The following is a 20954-nucleotide window of genomic DNA, read 5'->3' on the forward strand; positions in this document are numbered from 1 at the left end:
CTGTATAACAACGGGCTTGCTGATGTGGCAATTGAAACTGAGTTTGATATGCCGTTGTAATGTTGATGCTAACGATGCAAAGAAGCTGTACTAACGATAACGTGCCGCTAGCTTTATATTGAAGCCGCATCATAAATTGTAATTGAGAGTAGAAAATGACTGAAATTAACGCTGAATATCGAGCGCGCGCCGAACTGGTGGCATTGAATGTATGTAATACCGTTATGCCAATGGATCAGATCCCTGAAAACTTGCTCGAAGCCTATGCAAACCTTTGTAATGAACTGATTGAAGATACCGATCTTAAATTCAATAGTGGTTGGGATGCACTGCCTGCTAGCGCTAAAGCGCTACTTCCGAAGGAAGATTTTCATGGTTTTTATATTGCCAATGCTTGGTTTCAGTTAAGTCGAGTAGCGCAAGATATTGCAGAAATGGCTGATACCGATGATGAAATTGCCGAAAAAGAGTATAACGGCATATTTACTCGTCTGTCTGATGCATCATTAAAAGAGAGTGTACGAAAACTAAAGAAATCGCGCACTGACCGTTCAATGCTTAATAGCATTAAAGCGGTTATTGAAGGTAAGTAAACACTTCTAGCAAAATGTTTTCAGCTGTAATCTATTAAATAAATATAAGGGGTTATGCGCAAGCATAACCTTTTTTAATGCTTAGGTTAAAGAGTGCTAATCAGCTTTGGGAGAGGGGAGATGGTCTCGGTGACTCTTAATGATATCGCTGGCTCCAAGTGAGCCATCATTTAATGCGCAGCCGTAGTTCTCTCGACAATGCTGACAGGGGCTCATAGTATTCACGAAACGACCTTTCTTAGTGTACTTCCTTATGTAGGCATGAGATATCTCGACATTACCTTGGTGCAATGTAATGTTATCGCCAAGTTTTAAACGTAGATTGCTCACCGCTGCATCTTCGGCGCACATTAAGTCATTGGCACGCCCCCATGCTATGACATCTTCGCTAGATTCATTTGCTATATATCGTGCTGCTGCCCACGGACCGCTGTGGTTACCTGTGGGTTTGCCATCAGCAAAGTGAGAAGGCTTATCTGCTAACTGGTATGCCACTCGTTCAAGTTCGTTACTGGGTAATGTGTCGGTATATACCGCGCCAAGTGACTGACTTTGTTCAGATTTGAAATAGTGATGATTGTGGCTGACCATTAAGTCGCGGCATTGGTATTGGCCTTCTACAACCTTGATATTGGTAATTTCGGCCATACTGCCATTTTTGGCCAATATCCTAGAGCCAATTTTAAGTTCTTTGGCTTTTGTCCAGCTTTGGGTACTGAGAAAAAATGTGTGCTCGGCGTTTACAAACATTAAGGTGGTTATCTCACCAATTGAATATTCAATCTCAATCATATCTAGAGCTGGTTTCCTAATCTTTGTTTAGTAGGTTGAGCTAGTTTTTGTTTGCTAAGTATAACGTCTGTAGCTGCCGCAATATAGCTTGGCGGGAGATCTAGGAGGAGTCAGTTTACAAGTGACTGATTAGTTTCTTACGAACGTTCGAGTAGTAAACGTCTTTGGCATTCCCTACTCATAATTTATCAAACCAGCATATGAGCAGGTTGAATTTAATGCTTGTTTCTGAATAACCAGCCTCATTTTCTTAACTGGACTGAAAATGAGGCCGGCAGCTATTTTACTTTTAGTTACTTCAAAGTGTTGTTGATGTATCCGCTATTTTAGTTTGGCTCTTTTGTTGAATTTGAGCCTTTAGTGCAGGATCTGAAAGTAGCTGTAATAGCTGATCATGGTAAGCGCGAAGAATGTTGTTTTGTGGGGACTCACTTCCTTGCTCTTCGATGACATCTCTTTCTTGAGTGGTTTTCTGATAGGTTAAACCAGCTTCTTTATCAAATAAATAAGTATCAACATGAGTATCAAAATTGAATGAAGATACCCAGTTTAAGTTGATGCTAAAAAACCATTCTTGTAAGTTGAGCACTAAAAGCTGTTGTGATTCTTGCTCTGTAAGGGTGTAGCTCGCAATAGTTTCAGTAGGCACGGTTTTAAAATCTACTGGAGTAACCTGCCAACCTTTTTCTGTTAGGCCTTTCACAATTCTTTTTTGCAACCACTGAGTTAAAGTTAACTCTTTATCACCTTTATCCGTTGCTAGTATTTGCTCAACACTCCAGTCTACAGGGATCCCAAACGTTGCATGTGCACGACCAACAAAGGTTTCTGGTTTACCTTCTTTAACCTTTTTTCGGTTATCGATCACGCTAATTAGAATAGGTTGCTCGTTTTTATATTCTGGCGAGGGGGTCTGTTCGTGTAACGGAATTGGTGAAACACACCCTGTTAAAATGAATATGGCAAATGCCATTGCTAAACTTTTGTACATAGTAAGTCCTTTTTATTTGTAATTAGTTTATTCAAGCCGCAGAGATTATATATATAAACAGATATTTATCAATTGCTTGTGTAAGAAGGTTTTTTCCAATTACTACTGTTGATTATAAAGGTCTGCAATCGGGAGGCTTAAATGTATCTAGTTAAATCCATTTGCGTAAATAGCGATGAGAGTAGCAGCTTAAAGGGGGCAAGCCATATAGTTGGTGCACTTATAATTACTATGTATTAGTAAAAAAGCAGCCTGGTAAGGCTGCTTTTCTTGTATTTTTAGCTTGTAGGTTACGACTTAGAATGAAGTTCGCTTATAACGTCGATATTCAGCGGTCCAGAAGTTATCTTCAATAGCTTGAGTTAATAACTCATCGCTAGTTGGCAGGGCGTGTCCTTCATCGATGGCGACTTTAGCAACGGCAAAAGCGATATGCTTACTAACCTTATGAATATCTTCCAGCTGTGGTAGTAATGAACCTTCACCATCAATAGATAATGGCGAGCATTCAGCTAACGCACGACTTGATGCCATCAGCATTGCATCACTGACTCGCTCAGCACCAGCGGCTAGGACTCCAAGACCTATGCCTGGGAAAATATAACTATTGTTGCACTGGGCGATCTCATAGGTAACATCGTCCAGCACGACTGGCTCGAACGGGCTACCTGTTGCTACTAATGCTTGGCCTTTAGTCCAGTGTAGAATATCTTTTGGCGTCGCTTCTACGCGGCTTGTCGGGTTTGATAGTGGGAATACAATTGGGCGTTCACAGTGGCTGTGCATCGCTTTAATGATCTCTTCGCTAAATAGACCTGGTGCGCCAGACACACCAATCAATACCGTTGGCTTGGCATTGTTAACCACATCCAGTAGAGAGATATTTTCGCTGAAATTGTCCCAATTTGTTATGTCGTCACAATTTTGCGCTAATTTTTGCTGGAACGGGAGTAGGTTTGGCATATTCGATTGCAACATACCCCAGCGGTCAACCATAAACACTTGTTTACGCGCTTGGGATTCTGCTATGCCTTCCGACACCATCTGCGCTACGATAGCTTCAGCAATACCGCAACCCGCAGAGCCCGCACCTAAAAAGGTGATGCGCTGTTGACACAGTTGTGTGCCTGCAGCCTTACATGCTGCCAGAAGTGAGCCTACAGTGACAGCAGCTGTGCCTTGGATATCGTCATTAAAGCAGCAATATTGGTCTTTATAACGCTCAAGTAATGGCATGGCATTCTTTTGGGCGAAGTCTTCAAACTGAATAAGGGCATCAGGCCAGCGGCGATGAACCGCTTGCATAAAGGCTTCGACAAATTCGGTGTACTCTTCACCGCCGATGCGCTGATTACGCCAGCCCATGTACATAGGGTCTTCAAGTAGGTGTGGATTGTCGGTACCGACATCGAGAGTAATGGGCAGGGTATATGCGGGACTAATACCACCACAACTGGTGTAAAGTGAAAGCTTACCAATTGGGATCCCCATGCCGCCAATACCTTGATCACCAAGACCAAGAATACGTTCACCGTCGGTTACTACGATGATTTTAACTTTCTGGCGAGTAGAGTTATTAAGAATATCATCGATGCGGTCTTTATTCGGGTACGAGATGAATAAGCCACGGTTGCGGCGGTAATCTTTTGAAAAACGCTCACAAGCCATTCCCACTGTTGGAGTATAGATGATAGGCATCATCTCGGTAATGTGGTTTTGCACTAAACGGTAGTAGAGCGTTTCATTAGTATCTTGAATATTTCTAAGGTAGATATGTTTATCTAGATCATTAGTAAAATTCTTATACTGGTCATAAGCACGTGATGCTTGCTCTTCGATGGTTTCAATCACATGGGGCAACAAGCCTTCAAGGTTGAAAAAAATACGTTCTTCGTCGGTAAAAGCACTGCCTTTGTTAATCAACGGTGCTTCAAGGATGGCAGGACCGGCAAAAGGAAGATAGAGCGGGCGTTTGTTATCGTCCATTAGAAACCTTTTCTCTGTTTTTGTTAGTGTTGTGGGGGGCTGTGACATTAATCATCGAAGACTAACACAAAGTGTGATCATTGTTGTGTTTTGTCGGCGGATAAATTGATTTTTTTAATGGCCAGGTTGTTTTAAACGCTGTGAGATTCAGACATAAAAAAGCACAGCAATTGCTGCGCTTTAATCTGAAGCTAAAATAAGCGAGCGCTTACTTTGGACGATGTTTAAGAGAAAGTCCCATCAAGAAGTTACGTAACACTTGATCGCCACAAGGCTTATAATGTTTGTGACCTGGCTTTCTAAATAAAGCGCCCAGTTCCGATTTAGACATATTAAATTCGGCGAGGGTCAATGCTTCAAGAATGTCGTCTTCACGTAACTCAAAAGCAACTCTTAACTTTTTGAAAATAAGGTTGTTGGTTAGCTGTGAAAGTGGCTCTGGTACTTCTGCACCAGGCTTGAGTCCGCGCTTGTAGATCACGAAGCCATCAAGGAACATACACATGGTTTTGTCGTTACAAGGCTGGTAGCCCTCTTCTGACTCTTTTTTTAACATGTCTATCATCTGTTCTTGGGTAACTTCATGCTTAGCCTTAGCAAAAATACGGATCATTTTTGCGTTGCTTAAGTCAAGAATGTAGCGAACTTTACGTAAAATATCGTTGTTAATCATATATGTGCTTTCTTTAATCTATTTGACCACGCGGCTGCGTAGTCATCGCGGGGTATTATAGCAGAAATGCTCGGCGTTTACTTTGCCGCAATCAGAGTCGCTGTGATAGCCTCTTTACCTGCTTGGTATAACTTGGCGACGGGTCTGTCTTCCAGTATCACCAATTTACTTCGAATGCTCTCACGTAGCTTGTCATGTAAGCCAAATGTGCGCTGAGTATCGTGGAGATCCCATGAAGTATTTTCCAAAATAACCACATTAACGTTCGACTGTGGATAGTAAAGAGCCAAACTGACATACCCCGGAAGATACCCACTATGGCTATACTCGGTAATACCGTTATATTCATCTAGTTGAGTGCCATAACCATATCCAATCTCTCCCCAACGATGAGTGCGTATGCTGTAGCTGGTGGTCATAGCCTTCAAACTTTTTTCACTGATTAACTGCCCTGAAAAAAGTGCATATTGAAAATGGCTGTATGCATCTGCAGATGCCATCATACCGCCTGCAGGGATTAAACTAGAGGTGATTTCAACATCTGCATCTGCGTAGCTGGATAATGTATTGTCATCTTGCTGATGTATCGTTTCAGCTCTACCAAGCAATAGCTGTGAGTAATGCTTTTTAATCGTCGATGTTTTGCCCTGTTGAGCAGTGAGACCACCTAAAGCTGCTTGCTCATTCAGGGCATTTATCTGCGCTGAGATTGGTTGTTGATACACATTTTCAAGTATTTGCCCAAGTAACGTGTAACCGTAGTTTGAGTATTTAAACTGGCTGCCCGGTTCAAATAGTGGTGGCTTGCCAGAAGCCATCAGTCCAGATGTGTTACTGAGCAGTTGTGAGATAGTGACACTGTCTGGAATCGTTGCGTTTTTGCCTTGTGATGAGCGCAAATAGCGATTGGCAGAACTTGTTAATTCGAGCTTGCCGTCATCGACAGCTTTTAGCACTAACGTCGCTGTTACTTGTTTAGAAAGCGAGGCGATAATAAAACTAGAACGCAGTTTTACATCATCACCAGAGATATAGGTAAATAACGGTTCATCATTGCGCTTAACCATAATGATACCGTTAAAAGGGCGTTCATTCTGGGCGATAATAGTAGGAAGTTGGCTGGCAATATCGCTGTTAGCAATGAGGTTCGCACTGGCTTTATTCGCTGCCCATAACAACAGCGTGAGCACTAAAATGCTGAGTAGAGTTTTTGTTAGAAATTGCATTAGGAGTAGGGCGTTCCGTTATTTAGTCAGCATCCAATAAATGAATAAAACAGCAAAACTTACTAAGTAAGTTAAACCGACCAGAGAGAGTATTCTCATTTTTGCACCATAGCGATCTTCAACAGGAATTGCTGTGCTGATCATCAACTTATAGTTAAGCCAAGCAAAAATCACAGTGGTCATAAAGGCGAGGATCATAACAAACTCAAGCAGAGGAAGCAGTGCACCCTTGAAAAATAAAATGATAGCGAGTCCACATAGACTCATTAAACACATCACCACATTGAGTCTTTTGTCACTGGGGCGCCCATCCTTTAATAACTGCCAGCCCATGTTTAGTGTACGGCTATAACCGTCTATTACGGTCACAGTGGTGCTAAAGATACATAGAAACGCCACCATTCCTATTAAGTAGCGGCTCTCACTGCCCATGACTTTGCTATAAAGACTGATCAATTGCTGAGAAAACTGCACCCCAGATGCTGAGAATGTTTCGCCGCTACCGTGCATAACAAGCGTACCGAGTGCTAAGAACACCACTGCAAGCAGAGCTGTGACGATATAACCAAAGTTAAAGTCGAGAATGGCTTGCTGTTTACTGACTTGTTGGCTTTTTTTCTTTTCAAGTAACCAAAGTGAATTCCAGGCACTGACTTCGATGGGGGCTGGCATCCAACCCATCATTGCAACCAAAAAGCCAATGTAGGCCCACTGCCAAGGTGAGGTCGATACAAAACCGGGTTGCACAATGGACGGAGCGTTAAACGCCAAAGCAACCGCGATTAACGTGGTTAAGGTTAAAGCCAGCATGATGACCTTTGTCATTTTATCGAGCAGTGCATAGTGGCCAAAAATAAGGATGGTTAAACTTGATAGCAGTACCAGTAGTGCTAATAGATCAATGGACAACGGCACAAATTGAGTCAACATCGCCGCGGTCAACATGGCGACACCTGCCGTACTCGCTATCGCTGCGATGACATTGAGACAGGTAAACAGTAATAAATAATTTCGCCCTTGCTTTAAGTAACCTTCGAGGAGGCTCTCACCAGTCGCTGCCGTATAGCGAGCACCCGCGGCAAAGAAGGGGTACTTTAGTATATTGACCGCCAGAATGACCCAAGCCAGTTGCCAGCCAAATTCAGCACCAGCACGAGTCGATGCGACTAAGTGAGAAGCGCCAATCGCGGCGGCCGCCATTAATATTCCCGGCCCCATAGCTCCTAATAGTGCACCTAATTGAAAAGAGGGTTTGGTTAGAGACTGAGTATTACTGTTGCTCATGGTTTAAATTCTGTCTTATTGATTAAAGGAAGTGCCATCTCAAAGGTTAACTTTTACTATTAGCTTCAATGCGTTTGAGGGTATCAGAGATCTCTTGTAAAAGGCTCACGACACTAATGTCATTATTTTCATCTTGTGCTGGACTGGTTTCAAGTTGGCTGAGTTTCTCTTTCTGAGCCAATACCTGACTTCTAAAATCGGCAGCATCGACAATTCCGGTTAAATTAAGTAGTGCCCCAGTTCCCGATTGACCCGCTGTTTCTATGGTTAGTTTGTGGAGTTTGAACATCCGCATCAATGGCCCTTGAATGAGTGCCATGTCAGTGATTTTATCTAGCGGTACCGTATTCTCAGTGCGGGTGAAAACACCTTTGCGAACAATAAGCTTTTTGTCGGTTAACTCGGTGCTCATGTTAGCGATATAGCGCTTAGTAAAAATATGCCCTATGGGGAGCCATAGCAGCAGTAACGGCAAGCCGACAAGCGACAGTGCTAATAAAATGCTAAATGGTGTCAACCAGTATTGCCCAAGGTTACTAACAAATTCCGCTTTCTTGATACTTGTTTCCGTACTCTTTTGCATACAGTTTCCTTCCATTGATCGTGAGCCTACCCAAGTTTTTTTGACTCAGCTTAGCCAGTAATGGTGAGCCAACTGACTACTTTTAATTGTGTTTTATAAACTTAAGCAAATTCGAATCTAATTTAAAGCTATTTCACTACTTTAGAACTAATTGCTAGTTTCTATTTTCCTTTTAACGGAGTAGTTTAATGCTTTTACTGCAGAGGAAGCGCAAGATGATTACTTTATATGGGGTTCCACGTAGCCGTTCACTGAGAGTTTCTTGGACATTAGAGGAGTTAGGGCTTGAGTGGCAATATCAGTTCATTAACTTTTCCAAAGGTGACAGTCGCCATCCCGATTTTCTAGCGATTAACCCTTGTGGAAAAGTGCCTGCGTTAATCGATAATGGCAATGTGATCACTGAATCTGCAGCTATTGCGCTATTTTTAGCTGAAAAATATGGTGAAGGTCGCTTGTTACCTAAGGCTGGCTCTGATGCGTCAGCGCTACACCATAAGTGGGTAAGCTTTATTACCTGTGAGCTTGAGCAACCTCTGTGGACTATCGGTAAGCATAAGTTTGCCATCCCTGAGGAATTAAGGCTTGAGGCTATGCTTGCGGTCGCAAAATGGGAGTTTGATAAAGCCGCTGCGATTGCAGAACTTTGGCTACCAGATAGTGAGTTCTTACTTGGTGATGAGCTCAGTGTCGCTGATATTCTATTAGGTCATACCTTGTTGTGGGCTACGCGATTTGAGCAAGATATTCCACCCAAACTTGCGGCTTATCGGGATCGAATCACTACTCGTAAGGCGATGGCGAGCGCCCTTGAAAAAGAGGATGCTGGCGCAGCTTGATATTATTTAGCAACGGTTAAGCAATCAAAAAAGCATCCAATAGGATGCTTTTTTATCTCTGAAGTTTAAGCAATGCCTTGCTAACCGATATTGCCTTTTAGGCAATCATTGCCGTTTGCTTACAACTGAGCCGCAGCCCATTTAGCACGATTCTCACGGCTCTCTTTTAGGCCATCTTTGTCGCGGAATGCTTTGTAAGACTCAAAGTTAAGCGGTACGAGCACTACCTCTACTTCAAGCATTAACTTACACTCTTTCTTGATACGCCAAGCTGAGGTGTTGTATAGCTCTGCAAGGGGCAAAGTACCTAAAAACTCTGGGTTATATTGAGCATATAAGGCTTGAGTTGGGTAAACGACAAAGCTTAAGGTGCGCTTTGGCTCTTTAGTAAATAATTCTTCGATACCGTCGCAAGTATTTAGCACCTGCATTTCGATAGCTTCATCAATCTCAATCAGCTTTTTTTGTACAGGCATATGTGCTGGCTTTTCGCCCGCTTCCCATGCAATAACGTCAGCTTCTGTGACTTTACCTATCTCGGCAACTTGTGCAGTGGATAGCGCAAGTGAATGTCGAAGGTACTGCATTTCAATGGCATTTAGGCCGAGATCTTTAGACATGGTGTTTCCTTAATAAATTTAATATGTTGCTAGCGCTTAACTACGCATCCAAACATCTTCAGCCCATTCCCAGAATGTTTCCCAGCTGTCCTCTTCTATCTCATCGTCTTGCCATAACTTCACTTCGCCCTCTTGGCTAATAAAGAAAAAGGCATCGCCACGTTGGCAGATAGGGACAAATTCACGCGGTAAGCCGATAGACCAGGCATAGGCTGCGACTTCAGGCAAAAAGGTATGAGAATGCGGATCGCTGGCAGTGACAGGCTCTAAACTGCCAACGATAACGTCACTGGCTTCCATCAAGTACTCTTTTAAAGCCAAAGGTAGCGGGATTAGGATCTCTTCCTCTACTTCAACAATTTGTTCAAAGGTTGCGAGTTCTAACGGTACCGGAACCGTTTCGCTCATCTCTTGTAGCTGCTCAATGATATCGTTCATATTTTTTCGCGTGTGAAGACTATTGGGCGGGAGTATAGACTTTTATCAGGCAAGTCACAAAAAGAGATGTAAGTTGCGGGGCGTATTTTGAGCCCCGCTAAAGAGGTTTCAGGCAGCGGCTAGGATATTGGCTTGATCTAGGCGCTTATACCTAAGCCATGCTTTGTGGTAAAGCTTGTGTGACTGCTGGCGTAACTGGACTATTTTTGCCGCTTCTAAATCATCAAGTTGTCGTAATTGATCTGCGGCATTAGCTTGGATCTGCTGCACTTGCTGGTAAACCTCATGCTCATCACCGCTTTTAATCTCAGCGATATCAGCCAAGTGTAATTGGATCTCGGCAATCATCTGTGACTGAGGCAACCTAACCAGCAGGTTAAGATCGCGATAACCGGACTCTTTGGGCTCGGCAAAGCGGTTCTTAACTTGAATAATTTGGCTATCGGTTTTAACCAGTGCGAATGCTTGCATCAGGTTTTGAATATCGTTACTAACAATACTGGCTCTAACCAGATCAGTCAGTTGGCTGGCATCACCATCGAGTTTATTTCTCACTTTCGCTTCAGCTCTTTCGCGGCTTTTTATATCCGCCAGAATCGATTGGGTTTGAGTTTGCTCGGTAATGTGATTCAGTAAATTGGCCAGCTCTTGCTGAGCGTTCGAAGCGTTTGCGTAAAGAGAGTCTAAGTCCGCGCTAGTTTGCCTTGGTTGTTGGTACTGTATTGATTCGATAGCGGTAAGGCCATCTAGGTCATTGGAAAATGCCAGTTTAGCGTTATAGCTACCTTTTGAGGTATTGATATCGTGTTCGAGAGGCACGGTTTGTGCGAAGGCTGAACGAGTCGAAAGAAGCAATAAAAAAATAAAAAACGTTCGTAATATCCGATTCATAGCTATCCCTTTTAATGGCTGTAGACCTATATCAAATCTGATTGCCTCTTTGGTATAGAAGAGGTAATTCTAATCAGATTTGGTATTAATCTAACCTGTGGATACTGAAGCTATGCTGAATGGCAAATTAACATTTATTCATAATTACATGTGTGAGGGGCATAACAAAAAAAGCCGTTGAATGAACTTGTCATCAACGGCTTTATTTATTGCTAATTACGGCGGTTTATATTGCTGTAATTACCAAATTTTAACGCGCTTTTCTGGAGCAATATACATAGCATCACCAGGTTTCACGTCATAAGTACTGTAAAACTCTGGCATGTTTGAAAGTGCGCCAAGTGAACGGAACTGTGCAGGTGAATGTGGATCTGTCGCTACACGGTTACGCATTGACTCTTCTTTAATTTTTGCACGCCAGATCTGGGTGAAACCAATGAAGAAACGCTGATCGCCTGTTAGGCCGTCAATCACTGGTGCTTCTTGGCCGTTAAGTGATTTCTTGTACGCACGGTAAGCGATGGTTACACCAGAAAGATCACCAATGTTCTCGCCAAGTGTTAGTTCACCATTAACGTGTAGGTCGTCAAATACGGCGTAATCATTGTACTGATCGATAAGGGCTTTACCGCGAGCAGAAAACTCTTTCAAGTCTTGCTCTGTCCACCAATCACGCATGTTGCCTTCACCGTCAAACTTTGCGCCTTGGTCGTCAAAACCATGTCCCATTTCATGACCAATAACTGCACCGATACCACCATAGTTAACCGCGTCGTCAGCTTCCATATTAAAGAATGGAGGTTGCAAGATCGCTGCTGGGAATACGATTTCATTCATGGTTGGGTTGTAGTAAGCATTAACCGTTTGTGGGGTCATATGCCATTCCCACTTGCGAATAGGACTACCCAGTTTTTCTAGCTCTTTTTCATGGCTCCGCTCGCTTGCGCGTAGGTTGTTGCCGAATAGGTCGTCAGACTTGATGGTTAACTTGTCATAGTTTTCCCAACGATCAGGGTAACCAATCTTAGGATCAAACTTAGCTAGCTTATCTTTAGCGGCAATTTTAGTGTCAGCACTCATCCACTCTAATGACTCAATGCTATCGCCGTAAGCGCCACGTAAGTTCTCAACCAAAGTCTGCATGCGTGTTTTAGCTTCTGGTGCAAAGTGACGCTTAACATAGACTTTACCGACGACTTCGCCTAACAAACCGTTGACTGAAGCGACACCGCGCTTCCAGCGAGGTTGTTGCTCTTCTTGGCCGTTAAGTGTTTTCGAGAAGAACTCAAAGTTTTCAGTATCTAACTCTTCACTTAGGCTACTTGCTGCATGTGTCAGTACCTGCCACTGCATGTAGGTCTTCCAAGTATTTAGGTCTGTCGTCTTGATGACTTCATTCAGTCCTTGAATAAAGCTAGGCTGGTTGATGATGATGTCAGCTTGCTTGTCTGCGCCAAGGGTTGCTAGGTAACCATCCCAGTTGATGTCTGGTGCAAGTGTTGGCAGATCTTTAACTTGGTATAAGTTGTAGGTCTTAGTGCTATCACGAGTTTCAACTACATCCCAATGCTTTTCAGCAATTGATGTTTCAAGAGCCAGTACCGCTTCAGCGCTAGCTTTAGGGTTAGCAAGACCTGCAAGGGTATACATCTTTTCGATGTGTGCTACGAAAGCTTTACGGATATTAACGAAGCGCTCGTCTTGGTTAAAGTAGTAATCTTTTTCTGGCAGGCTTAAGCCATACTGCCAGATATGTGTTGCATAACGGCTAGAGTCTTTCGCATCGACACCGATGTAAAATGCCATTGGAGTGCCGCCGCCAATCACTTGGCTACGAGCAAAATAAGTCACTAGCTCATCTTTATTCTTAATGGCACTGACTTTATCAAGTTCGCTCTGAATTGGTGTCACGCCCAGTTTATTGAGTGTTTCAACATCCATGAATGAACGGTAAAGATCAGCCACTTTCTGCTCATCGCTACCAGCTTTAAGGTTAGGTGTTGCAGCGACTTCTTCGATAATTGCTTTTACGTCATCACGTGACTTTTCTCGAAGATCATAAAATGCACCAGTACTGGTGCGATCGCTCGGGATTGTGGTGTTTTTAACCCAAGTGCCGTTTACATAAGAGTAAAAGTCATCCTGCGGGCGAACTGATTTATCGAAGTTGGCAAAATCAATACCTGAAGTTAGTGCTTTTTGCACGGCAACAGCGGCTTCTGTTTTGCTTGTTTCTGGTGCTTTAGGGGCTGCAGTGTCGCTATTGCAAGCGCTTAGGCCTACGATAAGGGAAGCGCATAAGCCCCCAACGAGTACTTTTTTCATTTTTCTTCCTTTATATAAACCGTCAATTTGTTTTTGTTTTATAAATAAAGCGATGCACTCATGCTTTTATCAAGATAGCGAGAGTTACATTGGGTAACACATGTTAAGGCTTTTTGGTTTGTATCGACAAGTGCGCATTGGAAACTGCTTGGGGTAATTGGCCGCTGAACTGTAAGAAAAGGTTTCCTTAATCCATTTTGTGTCTTTTATCAGCAATATACATCGCATAGGAGTAACAGAAACAGTAAACCATTTATTGAGTTTGATTTTAACTGGATAAAGGTTGAGTAGAGCAAGCATTAATATGTCGCCGCAAAACTTTGCCCTTTACACCTGTAGCCCTCATAATGTCGGCCATTATGGTCATATAGCTGAGTATTACTGTGCGTTTAGATAAATTTATTTGTGAGTCAACTTCCCATTCTCGTGTCTCGGCTAAAAAAGCGTTGCATCGTGGAGATGTTACCTGCAACGGTGAAGTGGTTAAAACTTCTGGTTTTAAAGTCACAGATGAACACGAGATCCGTCTCGAAGGCGAAGTGTTAAAGGTTATTGGCCCACGCTTTATCATGCTCAATAAACCCGTTGATACTATCTGTTCAACCATTGACGAAGAGTACCCGTCTGTTATTGGGTTGCTTGATGTTATTCGACCTGAAGATCTGCATATTGCAGGCCGCTTAGACGCTGATACTACTGGTTTGGTGTTGATCACTACTGATGGAAAGTGGTCACATAAGATCACGTCACCAAAGAAAGAGTGTGGCAAGCGGTACTTGTTAGAGACTGCTGAGCCGTTAACTGAAGACCTAATTGAGCAGTTTGCTACTGGGTTACAGCTTAATAATGAAGATGGCCTCACTAAGCCTGCCATACTTGAACTGCTGGGCACTCATCAAGCGCGTTTGACCATTACTGAAGGTAAATATCATCAAGTAAAACGTATGCTGGCAGCCGTTGGCAATAAGGTGACTAAACTTCATCGTGAAGTTGTTGGAGAAATTGAGCTCGATAGTACGCTTGAGCTAGGCGAGTGGCGCTTTCTAACTGAGGCCGAGATAAAGTCAGTTAAATAAGGTACAAAGAAAGTATTCATTGACCGAGGCTGAGATAGTGTCCGTTAAGTAAGCTGTGAAGCATGTTTTCCTAAGCTGAGACTGATTGGAACTTGGTAAAAAAGGGGCCCTCAAATGAGGGCCCAATGACAAGGTTAAGCAAATCGCAAATGCTTAACTTTATTGCTCTTGAAGATTAATGAAGCTTTTTACGTGAGCTTGCAATGAGTCCAAGTAGCGCGAGTGCTAAGAACCCTAAGCTACCACCGCTTGAATCACTAGACTCTTCCTCAATCGGTGCTTCTTCTGCTGGTGGCGGTGTAGGTTCTACCCCATCAGAATTAACGGTCAACATAAAGCTAGTGCTGCCCTGATCTGAAGGGTAGGCCATGTCGTGAACCGTTACCGTTACCTCTGTAGTACCGTGCCAGTCGGTATCTGGCGTGATAGCAAATGTTTCACCTGTTACTACTGCAGTAATGTAATCACCCGTAACCGTCATGCCGTTTACCGTGCCTTTGACGTCGTTGTACATAACGCTCAAGCCTTCGATAGTGCTGTTCTCTTCCATGACCATATCCGACATTGGAGCGACGGTGATATTGGTTGGGGTCGATAACGTGTGGGAGACAGAAACAAGCTCCGAGTCAGCGTACTGAGTGTCTACTGAAACAACATTGTCGCTACCAATTGCTGCGGCTGATACGCGTGCCGAGAACTTAAGTGACAGTGCAGTTTGTTCTGGACCGCGATAATCAGCACAAACTACCGTACCTTCGCTGACTTTTTCATCGACGTCGTTAAACGCGAAGCCATCATTGAAATAGCCTGATAGCGGACCAAACGGTGTTCGCTCTCCCCAATAACCGTGTAGACCAATTGAGCCAAAGTGATCATTCGCTGACTTTAAGGTCTTATAAGCAAAGATCATCTCAGGTGTTTCAGGGTCAAAACTAATTGAATTAGAAATAATGGTTTGAATGTTAAATTTAGCGTCTGGATCTGGGTTGGTGTTGCCGACCAAGAAGCTATTCCACTCTTCACCACCATCCCACTGGAAGATGTAGTGATCGTTGGTGACTACACCATATACCACGTTGATATAGCGGAATGTTGCCCAGTCAATCGAGCCCTGTGGCATCTGCACATCACCGCGCCATAGAGGAGCTATGACTGTGTCAGGGAAGGTTTGGAACATCTCCGTGAAGGGTTGGTTATAGTTCCAGAACTCAGGATTTTGATCCAGTTGAATATACCCGAATGGCGATATTCCTAGCGTATTCTGGGCAAAACGCTCAGGGTTTGCGTATAGAGGAATGTGGGGTAAACCATTTTCTTCCATCGGAATATATAGCATTTGGTTAGAAAGACCTGAAATACCTAAGTCACCGTAGCCTTGCATAGGTAAATCATAGAATGTCTCATCGTCGCCATAAGGCACCTTACAGGTCGCATCATCTAAGTTAGTGGTATAAACATAATGACGCTGCATATCACTTGAAGAGGCTTGAGCGGCGCTGATGCTGATCGCATTGCCATCCACTGTTAGGCCTGCTTCATAGTCACCTACACCACCGACAACGATTGAGTCTTCAATTAACTGCATCCCCTCAGAAATGGTTGCATTTAAAGTAAACTCTCGCTCTGCTCCCACTAGATTTGGTGCTAAATCGACAACATAGTTAACCACATCCCCGACCTTAGCCGCAGTTTGCGATGCTGTAATTTCTGTATCGGTGCCCATATGTTGTAACTTAACGGCAAAATCACCTAAGTTTGTCGCGTTATAGTCATCACTGCCTAGCGCAACAACACCATAGTAAGTGTCACCATCGCTAGCACCTGGCAAATTGTAGTTTAGCTGCAGTTGATATGGAGTCATACCATCAGTACTTGCTGGGCCTTCAACTGTCATGTTGGCATCATCTGACTCTCCCACTATACCTAAGCTGAGAACAAACTCATCAGCTAAATTTTTAGGATCTTCAAAATCATATTTCCAGTTGGCAGCGATTGCCCAGTAACGACCTGGAGTTGGGTTATTGATAGCACAGAAGTCACCGTTATCTGTAAATGAGTAACAGATAGCTTCATCTAACCACTGAATATCACCATCTTCATTGATGTCCATACCAAGGTCGATAGAGGTAAAGGCATGTTTAGGCGCTGAAAGCACTTCCCAAACAATGCGCTGTGTGCCTGCTGGTACATCAAAGAAATGTACCTTAGCACCGCCATCGGCTTCTATCTCCTCTACCGTTAAGCCGTCGGAGTAAAGGCGTGCTTCGGCTCTTGGCAATGTGTAGGTATATGTTTCACCTTTTGTTAGGCCAAAGACCTTTGAGTTAAGTGATTGGATCTCATCGGTGTTGAGCATTGGTGTTAACGTATGCCCCTGTTCACGGTGGATGATCCCTGAGACTTCTGTGGGTAAGTTGTCGCCGCTATAGCGTACACCTACTGGTAGATGTTGCATTGGGCTGCTGCTATTTGCAGGTGTCAGCTTAACAGAGCCTGTAAGCTGAAGCCCTGATGAGTCGGCGCCAATGGCTTCCACTTCAAGTACTTTTGCTTTTAGGCTAATGGCTTGAGACTCACCCGCTTTAAGCGTAAAGGTCTTTGGCGAAGCCTCTAGCTCTAACATTGGTGCACCATCCATAACGTTGGCCGTTGCATCAACCGTCCAAGTACCATCTTCTGTTGCAGTTACTGTGCGCATCCAGCTACAGGTTGAAGGACAGTTATCTTGATAGAAGTAAGGCAAGTTCAAGGTATGGATGTTACCGCCATTATTTGGGTTGGCAGCGCGGTAGTTTTCAGCAGTCTCGCTAAGTAATAAGCCTGCGTTATTAGCACGTGCTACGTTAATGACTCCGCTGCCCGCGTCACTATATCCAGCTGGCACAGGATCATAGGGCGAACCGTCTCTAGAGCGAGTGGCATTGTCCAGTGACGCTGTAGTCATTAATGCAGATTGGATCTCTGCTGGCGTCCAATCAGGGTGTGCTTGTGTAAGCAGTGCCATTGCACCTGCTACATGGGGCGCCGCCATCGATGTACCGCTAATTGCAGCGTAATCAGCTGGCATACCTTGGGTGCTAAATGGCATTTCATCGGCCCAGGCGGCAAATACATCAACGCCCGGTGCAGCTAAGTTTGGCGACATCACATCAGGAGCTTCGAGGTTTGGACCGCGAGATGAGAAATCTGCGACGTAGTCAGCATCTCGTTCATTGGCAACAACTTCAGAGGCTGTGATAGTAATGCTGTGGTTATCACCAGCAGCAAGCCAGTCTTGTAATCCAAAGTAACCGTTTTGGTAATTACCATAGTAAGACGCGTAATCAATATGAATCCCTGGAATTGAGTAAGGGTCATTAGCTGTGGTTTCTGAATAGCCAGAGTTCCATAAGATAAAGCCACCAGCACCACCAGCTTCAACGTTTGTTGCTTTCGCTACGCGAGCAATATCACCTCGTTTGCACACTACAATTGGCGCCGTGGCGAATGGATTTCCATCAGGATCTACCGAGAAAAAGTCTACTGGGAAGGGGTCATTACATTTTTCAAACTCGCTGCCATAAGCACTTGCTTGCACTACGGGCCCAGTATAAGCGCCGGTAAGCCCACCACCAACTAACACGTCTAGTGGCTTTTCCCCACCCGTTGAGTCGGCTAAGGTCTTACCTTCAACTGCAATTTCGCGGCCATGGGTGGTGGCTGCTACAGAGGTGATCCAAGGTGAAAAGTGATCGATAGCCCCGCGTGCTTGGCTGGCGTATTGCGGTGCGTAGGAGTTACCCGCAGAAGCTGACACCGAAATGCCTGCTTCACGTGCTGCAAGGAAACCCATCTCCATCGGATCGTCCCAAGGGAATGTACCAAAAGGACTACCAATTGAGTAGTTAATCACGTCAACGCCATCAGCCACCGCATCTTCAATGCCGGCTAATAAAGCAGAACCAGGACAACCACCGTAGTTGTCACCGTAGCTGCCATCGCCAGGAAAACACACTTGGTACATAATGATATTTGCACGTGGTGCAACGCCTGACACTTTGTCAAACATTAGACCCGTTCCTAAGCCATCACCGGTTTCACCAGTAACAGCAACCACATGCTCTACATTAAATAGTTCGTTGCCTGCAGCTGTAGAGGCTGTGTGTGAACCGTGACCGTTATAGTCTTCACCATTTTGTGGACGTTTAGGGTCGGTGATGTTCCAAGAGGGTTGATCTGGCTGAAAAGCCGCATCCATATAACTCTCAGTAATGCTTTCATATGAACGAATACCAATAAGCTTGTCGTTACACATGCTGGCGAATTCGACTTTTTCACAATCCCCTAAGTAATTGTCATAACGGTCAGGCATTTTGTGGGTATAGCCATCGCCTGCAACTGCCGCAAAAGAGGCATGATCTGAATTAATACCGGTATCGAGTACCCCAACAACAATGCCTTCACCTTTGTATTTATCGTCAGCAGCACTTCCTGTCCAGATAGCATCAGCGCCAATGTGTCCTGGGCCATTATCTGTATGTAACTCATACATTTTTTCAAGACTAACATTGCGAATACCAGGAAGATTAGCAACGTTTGCTGCTTGCTCCTGAGTCATACGCAGTGCCATACCGTTAAACGCCAATGTATAACGGTTTTTAATATCAAGGTTTGCACCAACAGTGGCCGAGATTTGGTTTAATGCTTGATCTTGTTTGCTTGTTAAGTATTGGCTGTATTGCTTAACTGAACTGCTCTTGGTATCAAGCTTGTTGTGGCCGCGCGGGCTCAACATGCTAGGGATAGCGTTAACGGTGGGTGATGTTGCTTTAAATTGCTCAACACCGCCGCGGTAGAGGGAAACGGGTTTATCGCTTAACTCGACAATGTAGGTTTGTTCACCTTGCAGCCCCGCTTGATGTTTAAACGGAACCTTGCTGTTTTGATTTGTCGCTATAGCCCGGTGAATATTTTGTGTATTACTTGCTGGACGGTTTACGGTATTACCGGCTCTGCTGTTACCGCTTCGGAGCTCTTCATTATATTTGATAATAGCATCGGTAATTTCGATGCTGCGCATATTGTTATTATCATTGCCAGAAGCGGCAACACTGCCTGCACCAGCTGCATATATCGCAGCTATTGTCATCAGACTTATTTTTTTTAGTTTCATTATCCTGCCTTCTAGTTGCATTTGTGCAACTAGATTGTTATCGGTTTGTTGTTATTAAGGCGAATAGGTAAAGTGTATTAATCAATAGGCTTTAGGTATTTTAAGAAAAAGTGTACAAGGAAAGTGAATTTTTAGTCATTGCAGGAATTTTCGTTGTTATTTTTTATATAATTTTTACTTTGTTATAGAGCATGGGTTTAGAGGTTTTTTAAGAGTAAAAAGACCGCTTAAACGACTTAATATTTTAAAGATACACTTGATACAAAGTGATACCAATTAATTTTAGCTCACTTGTACTTGATTAGTTTTTGCAATACTTTATGCGGTAAATTCTGAGTAGATACTTATATAGTGGTACTTAATCAGCACTTAAGGTATCAGTGTTAGAGTCTATATTCTATTTAGGTGTTCTCTTCGTACTTTAATCATTCAGTAGCATTTTAGGAGGCGATATGGAATTAAGACATATAAAGCATTTTGTAGCGCTTGCACAATCTAAAAGTTACAGTGTTGCTGCCAGTAAATTGGAGATATCTCAGCCTTCATTAACTCGTAGCATCCAGAAGATGGAACAAAGTTTAGGTGTAAAACTGTTTACTAGAGATTCACGAAGAGTCGCTCTCACTTACCATGGTGATTTGGTACTAAAACATAGTGATAAAATCCTCAATACAGTATGTAACCTAGAAGCTGATATTAAGATTAACAGTGGCCGTTCAAGTGGAAAGTTAACAATAGGTGGTGGCACGCTCGCATCGAGTAATATTCTCAATGACATCTTGCACAATTTTTCTAAAGAGCATCCTAACGTCAGCGTCGAGTTAAGAACTCGAGATATTGATGAACTGTGTTCGTTATTATCAAAAGGTGACATAGACCTCTTTATTTCAGAAATTAAAGTATCAGGTTTGTCTGAAAGAGAAGAGTTACAAGTTATTAGTTATAAAAAGTCTAGAGGGGTATTTTTTTGTAGGCCAGGACACCCACTATTAAATGATAAATATCTTTATACGCCAAGGTTAAAAGATTTCCCGATCTCTTTACCTAGAGCAACGACATCTGATATTGAGAGTTTATTTGGCGATCTATTTGATACTAATCGCAGTGCATTTTCTGGTTTGTTTAAATTTGAATACTTTCATTCAGTAAGTAAAACCATTGAAGAAAGCGATATGATAGGCTTAATTCCTGAAATAGTGATTGCCAATGAGTTAGCATCTGGCGAGTTAGTCCTTTTGAATGTTTTAGATATGCCTGATATTCAAGTTGATTATGGGGTGGTGTTCCATAAGTCGAGAGCTCCTGATGGAGCTAAAAAACTGTTCCTTGAATTTTTTAAGTCGCTGGTGGCCAAGCCCTGCCATTGAGCTGCTAATTGGTAATGTTTAGTTGAAAAACTGGTCGAATTAAGGCCTGTAATTAATATTAAGGCAGGGAAATAAGGGCGCTAAATTAACTATTCTAGCGCCAGTTTGTTTACTTTTA

Annotated in this window: 16 protein-coding genes; 4 read left to right on the forward strand and 12 right to left on the reverse strand. The window is 43.3% G+C overall.

Annotated elements, in window-relative coordinates; translation table 11 throughout:
- The first annotated feature begins 155 nt into the window (after positions 1 to 155).
- On the forward strand, positions 156 to 593 hold the full coding sequence (locus L2730_RS18255; protein WP_248975893.1) for a DUF3069 domain-containing protein: 438 nt from the start codon (positions 156 to 158) through the stop codon (positions 591 to 593).
- A gap of 96 nt (positions 594 to 689) precedes the next feature.
- Here the strand turns inward: L2730_RS18255 and L2730_RS18260 are convergent, their stop codons facing one another.
- From L2730_RS18260 to L2730_RS18290, 7 genes are all read right to left on the reverse strand, one after another.
- Positions 690 to 1385 (reverse strand): polymorphic toxin-type HINT domain-containing protein, encoded by a 696-nt coding sequence (locus tag L2730_RS18260; protein WP_248975894.1) that lies wholly within the window; start codon positions 1383 to 1385, stop codon positions 690 to 692.
- 298 nt (positions 1386 to 1683) lie between these two features.
- A complete protein-coding gene (locus tag L2730_RS18265) occupies positions 1684 to 2376 on the reverse strand; it encodes a hypothetical protein (RefSeq protein WP_248975895.1) in 693 nt (230 codons plus the stop codon).
- Positions 2377 to 2673: 297 nt separating this feature from the next.
- A complete protein-coding gene (locus L2730_RS18270; RefSeq protein ID WP_248975896.1) occupies positions 2674 to 4362 on the reverse strand; it encodes an NAD-dependent malic enzyme in 1689 nt (562 codons plus the stop codon).
- 208 nt (positions 4363 to 4570) lie between these two features.
- Complete coding sequence (locus tag L2730_RS18275; RefSeq protein ID WP_020913893.1) at positions 4571 to 5035, reverse strand: YehS family protein; 465 nt, start codon at positions 5033 to 5035, stop codon at positions 4571 to 4573.
- 77 nt (positions 5036 to 5112) lie between these two features.
- A complete protein-coding gene (locus L2730_RS18280; protein ID WP_248975897.1) occupies positions 5113 to 6261 on the reverse strand; it encodes a serine hydrolase domain-containing protein in 1149 nt (382 codons plus the stop codon).
- Between the two features lie 18 nt (positions 6262 to 6279).
- Entirely contained in the window at positions 6280 to 7479 is a 1200-nt protein-coding gene (locus tag L2730_RS18285) for an Nramp family divalent metal transporter (RefSeq protein WP_428848471.1), read from the reverse strand.
- A 112-nt stretch (positions 7480 to 7591) separates the two neighbouring features.
- A complete protein-coding gene (locus L2730_RS18290) occupies positions 7592 to 8128 on the reverse strand; it encodes a PH domain-containing protein (protein WP_248975899.1) in 537 nt (178 codons plus the stop codon).
- Positions 8129 to 8343: 215 nt separating this feature from the next.
- Here L2730_RS18290 and L2730_RS18295 point away from each other — a divergent pair, with 215 nt between their 5' ends.
- A complete protein-coding gene (locus L2730_RS18295; RefSeq protein ID WP_248975900.1) occupies positions 8344 to 8967 on the forward strand; it encodes a glutathione S-transferase family protein in 624 nt (207 codons plus the stop codon).
- A gap of 119 nt (positions 8968 to 9086) precedes the next feature.
- On the opposite strand, the gene L2730_RS18300 is transcribed toward L2730_RS18295, so the two are convergent.
- From L2730_RS18300 to L2730_RS18315, 4 genes are all read right to left on the reverse strand, one after another.
- Positions 9087 to 9587, reverse strand: a complete 501-nt coding sequence (locus tag L2730_RS18300; RefSeq protein WP_020913888.1) for a DUF4447 family protein — start codon at positions 9585 to 9587, stop codon at positions 9087 to 9089.
- 36 nt (positions 9588 to 9623) lie between these two features.
- Positions 9624 to 10025, reverse strand: a complete 402-nt coding sequence (locus L2730_RS18305; RefSeq protein WP_044556050.1) for an SMI1/KNR4 family protein — start codon at positions 10023 to 10025, stop codon at positions 9624 to 9626.
- 108 nt (positions 10026 to 10133) lie between these two features.
- Positions 10134 to 10916 carry a RelA/SpoT domain-containing protein gene (locus L2730_RS18310; protein WP_248975901.1) on the reverse strand — a complete coding sequence of 261 codons (783 nt, stop codon included), beginning with the start codon at positions 10914 to 10916 and terminating at the stop codon, positions 10134 to 10136.
- A 240-nt stretch (positions 10917 to 11156) separates the two neighbouring features.
- Complete coding sequence (locus tag L2730_RS18315) at positions 11157 to 13241, reverse strand: M13 family metallopeptidase (RefSeq protein ID WP_248975902.1); 2085 nt, start codon at positions 13239 to 13241, stop codon at positions 11157 to 11159.
- Between the two features lie 383 nt (positions 13242 to 13624).
- Between L2730_RS18315 and rsuA the strand changes: the two genes are divergently transcribed.
- Entirely contained in the window at positions 13625 to 14317 is a 693-nt protein-coding gene (gene rsuA, locus L2730_RS18320) for a 16S rRNA pseudouridine(516) synthase RsuA (RefSeq protein WP_248975903.1), read from the forward strand.
- A 175-nt stretch (positions 14318 to 14492) separates the two neighbouring features.
- On the opposite strand, the gene L2730_RS18325 is transcribed toward rsuA, so the two are convergent.
- Positions 14493 to 19469 (reverse strand): S8 family serine peptidase, encoded by a 4977-nt coding sequence (locus tag L2730_RS18325; RefSeq protein WP_248975904.1) that lies wholly within the window; start codon positions 19467 to 19469, stop codon positions 14493 to 14495.
- 452 nt (positions 19470 to 19921) lie between these two features.
- On the opposite strand from L2730_RS18325, the gene L2730_RS18330 reads away from it, so the two are divergent.
- Complete coding sequence (locus L2730_RS18330; protein WP_248975905.1) at positions 19922 to 20836, forward strand: LysR family transcriptional regulator; 915 nt, start codon at positions 19922 to 19924, stop codon at positions 20834 to 20836.
- Positions 20837 to 20954 lie beyond the last annotated feature (118 nt).

It is taken from the genome of Shewanella kaireitica (assembly GCF_023284045.1).
In the GTDB taxonomy this organism is placed as follows: Bacteria; Pseudomonadota; Gammaproteobacteria; order Enterobacterales; family Shewanellaceae; genus Shewanella; species Shewanella kaireitica.

What these genes read in the sequence shown, in the direction of transcription:
- L2730_RS18255 (WP_248975893.1), top strand. Translation starts at nt 156, where the DNA reads ATGACTGAAATTAACGCTGAATATCGAGCGCGCGCCGAACTGGTGGCA.
- L2730_RS18260 (WP_248975894.1), bottom strand. Translation starts at nt 1,385, where the DNA reads ATGATTGAGATTGAATATTCAATTGGTGAGATAACCACCTTAATGTTT.
- L2730_RS18265 (WP_248975895.1), bottom strand. Translation starts at nt 2,376, where the DNA reads ATGTACAAAAGTTTAGCAATGGCATTTGCCATATTCATTTTAACAGGG.
- L2730_RS18270 (WP_248975896.1), bottom strand. Translation starts at nt 4,362, where the DNA reads ATGGACGATAACAAACGCCCGCTCTATCTTCCTTTTGCCGGTCCTGCC.
- L2730_RS18275 (WP_020913893.1), bottom strand. Translation starts at nt 5,035, where the DNA reads ATGATTAACAACGATATTTTACGTAAAGTTCGCTACATTCTTGACTTA.
- L2730_RS18280 (WP_248975897.1), bottom strand. Translation starts at nt 6,261, where the DNA reads ATGCAATTTCTAACAAAAACTCTACTCAGCATTTTAGTGCTCACGCTG.
- L2730_RS18285 (WP_428848471.1), bottom strand. Translation starts at nt 7,479, where the DNA reads ATGGGGCCGGGAATATTAATGGCGGCCGCCGCGATTGGCGCTTCTCAC.
- L2730_RS18290 (WP_248975899.1), bottom strand. Translation starts at nt 8,128, where the DNA reads ATGCAAAAGAGTACGGAAACAAGTATCAAGAAAGCGGAATTTGTTAGT.
- L2730_RS18295 (WP_248975900.1), top strand. Translation starts at nt 8,344, where the DNA reads ATGATTACTTTATATGGGGTTCCACGTAGCCGTTCACTGAGAGTTTCT.
- L2730_RS18300 (WP_020913888.1), bottom strand. Translation starts at nt 9,587, where the DNA reads ATGTCTAAAGATCTCGGCCTAAATGCCATTGAAATGCAGTACCTTCGA.
- L2730_RS18305 (WP_044556050.1), bottom strand. Translation starts at nt 10,025, where the DNA reads ATGAACGATATCATTGAGCAGCTACAAGAGATGAGCGAAACGGTTCCG.
- L2730_RS18310 (WP_248975901.1), bottom strand. Translation starts at nt 10,916, where the DNA reads ATGAATCGGATATTACGAACGTTTTTTATTTTTTTATTGCTTCTTTCG.
- L2730_RS18315 (WP_248975902.1), bottom strand. Translation starts at nt 13,241, where the DNA reads ATGAAAAAAGTACTCGTTGGGGGCTTATGCGCTTCCCTTATCGTAGGC.
- L2730_RS18325 (WP_248975904.1), bottom strand. Translation starts at nt 19,469, where the DNA reads ATGAAACTAAAAAAAATAAGTCTGATGACAATAGCTGCGATATATGCA.
- L2730_RS18330 (WP_248975905.1), top strand. Translation starts at nt 19,922, where the DNA reads ATGGAATTAAGACATATAAAGCATTTTGTAGCGCTTGCACAATCTAAA.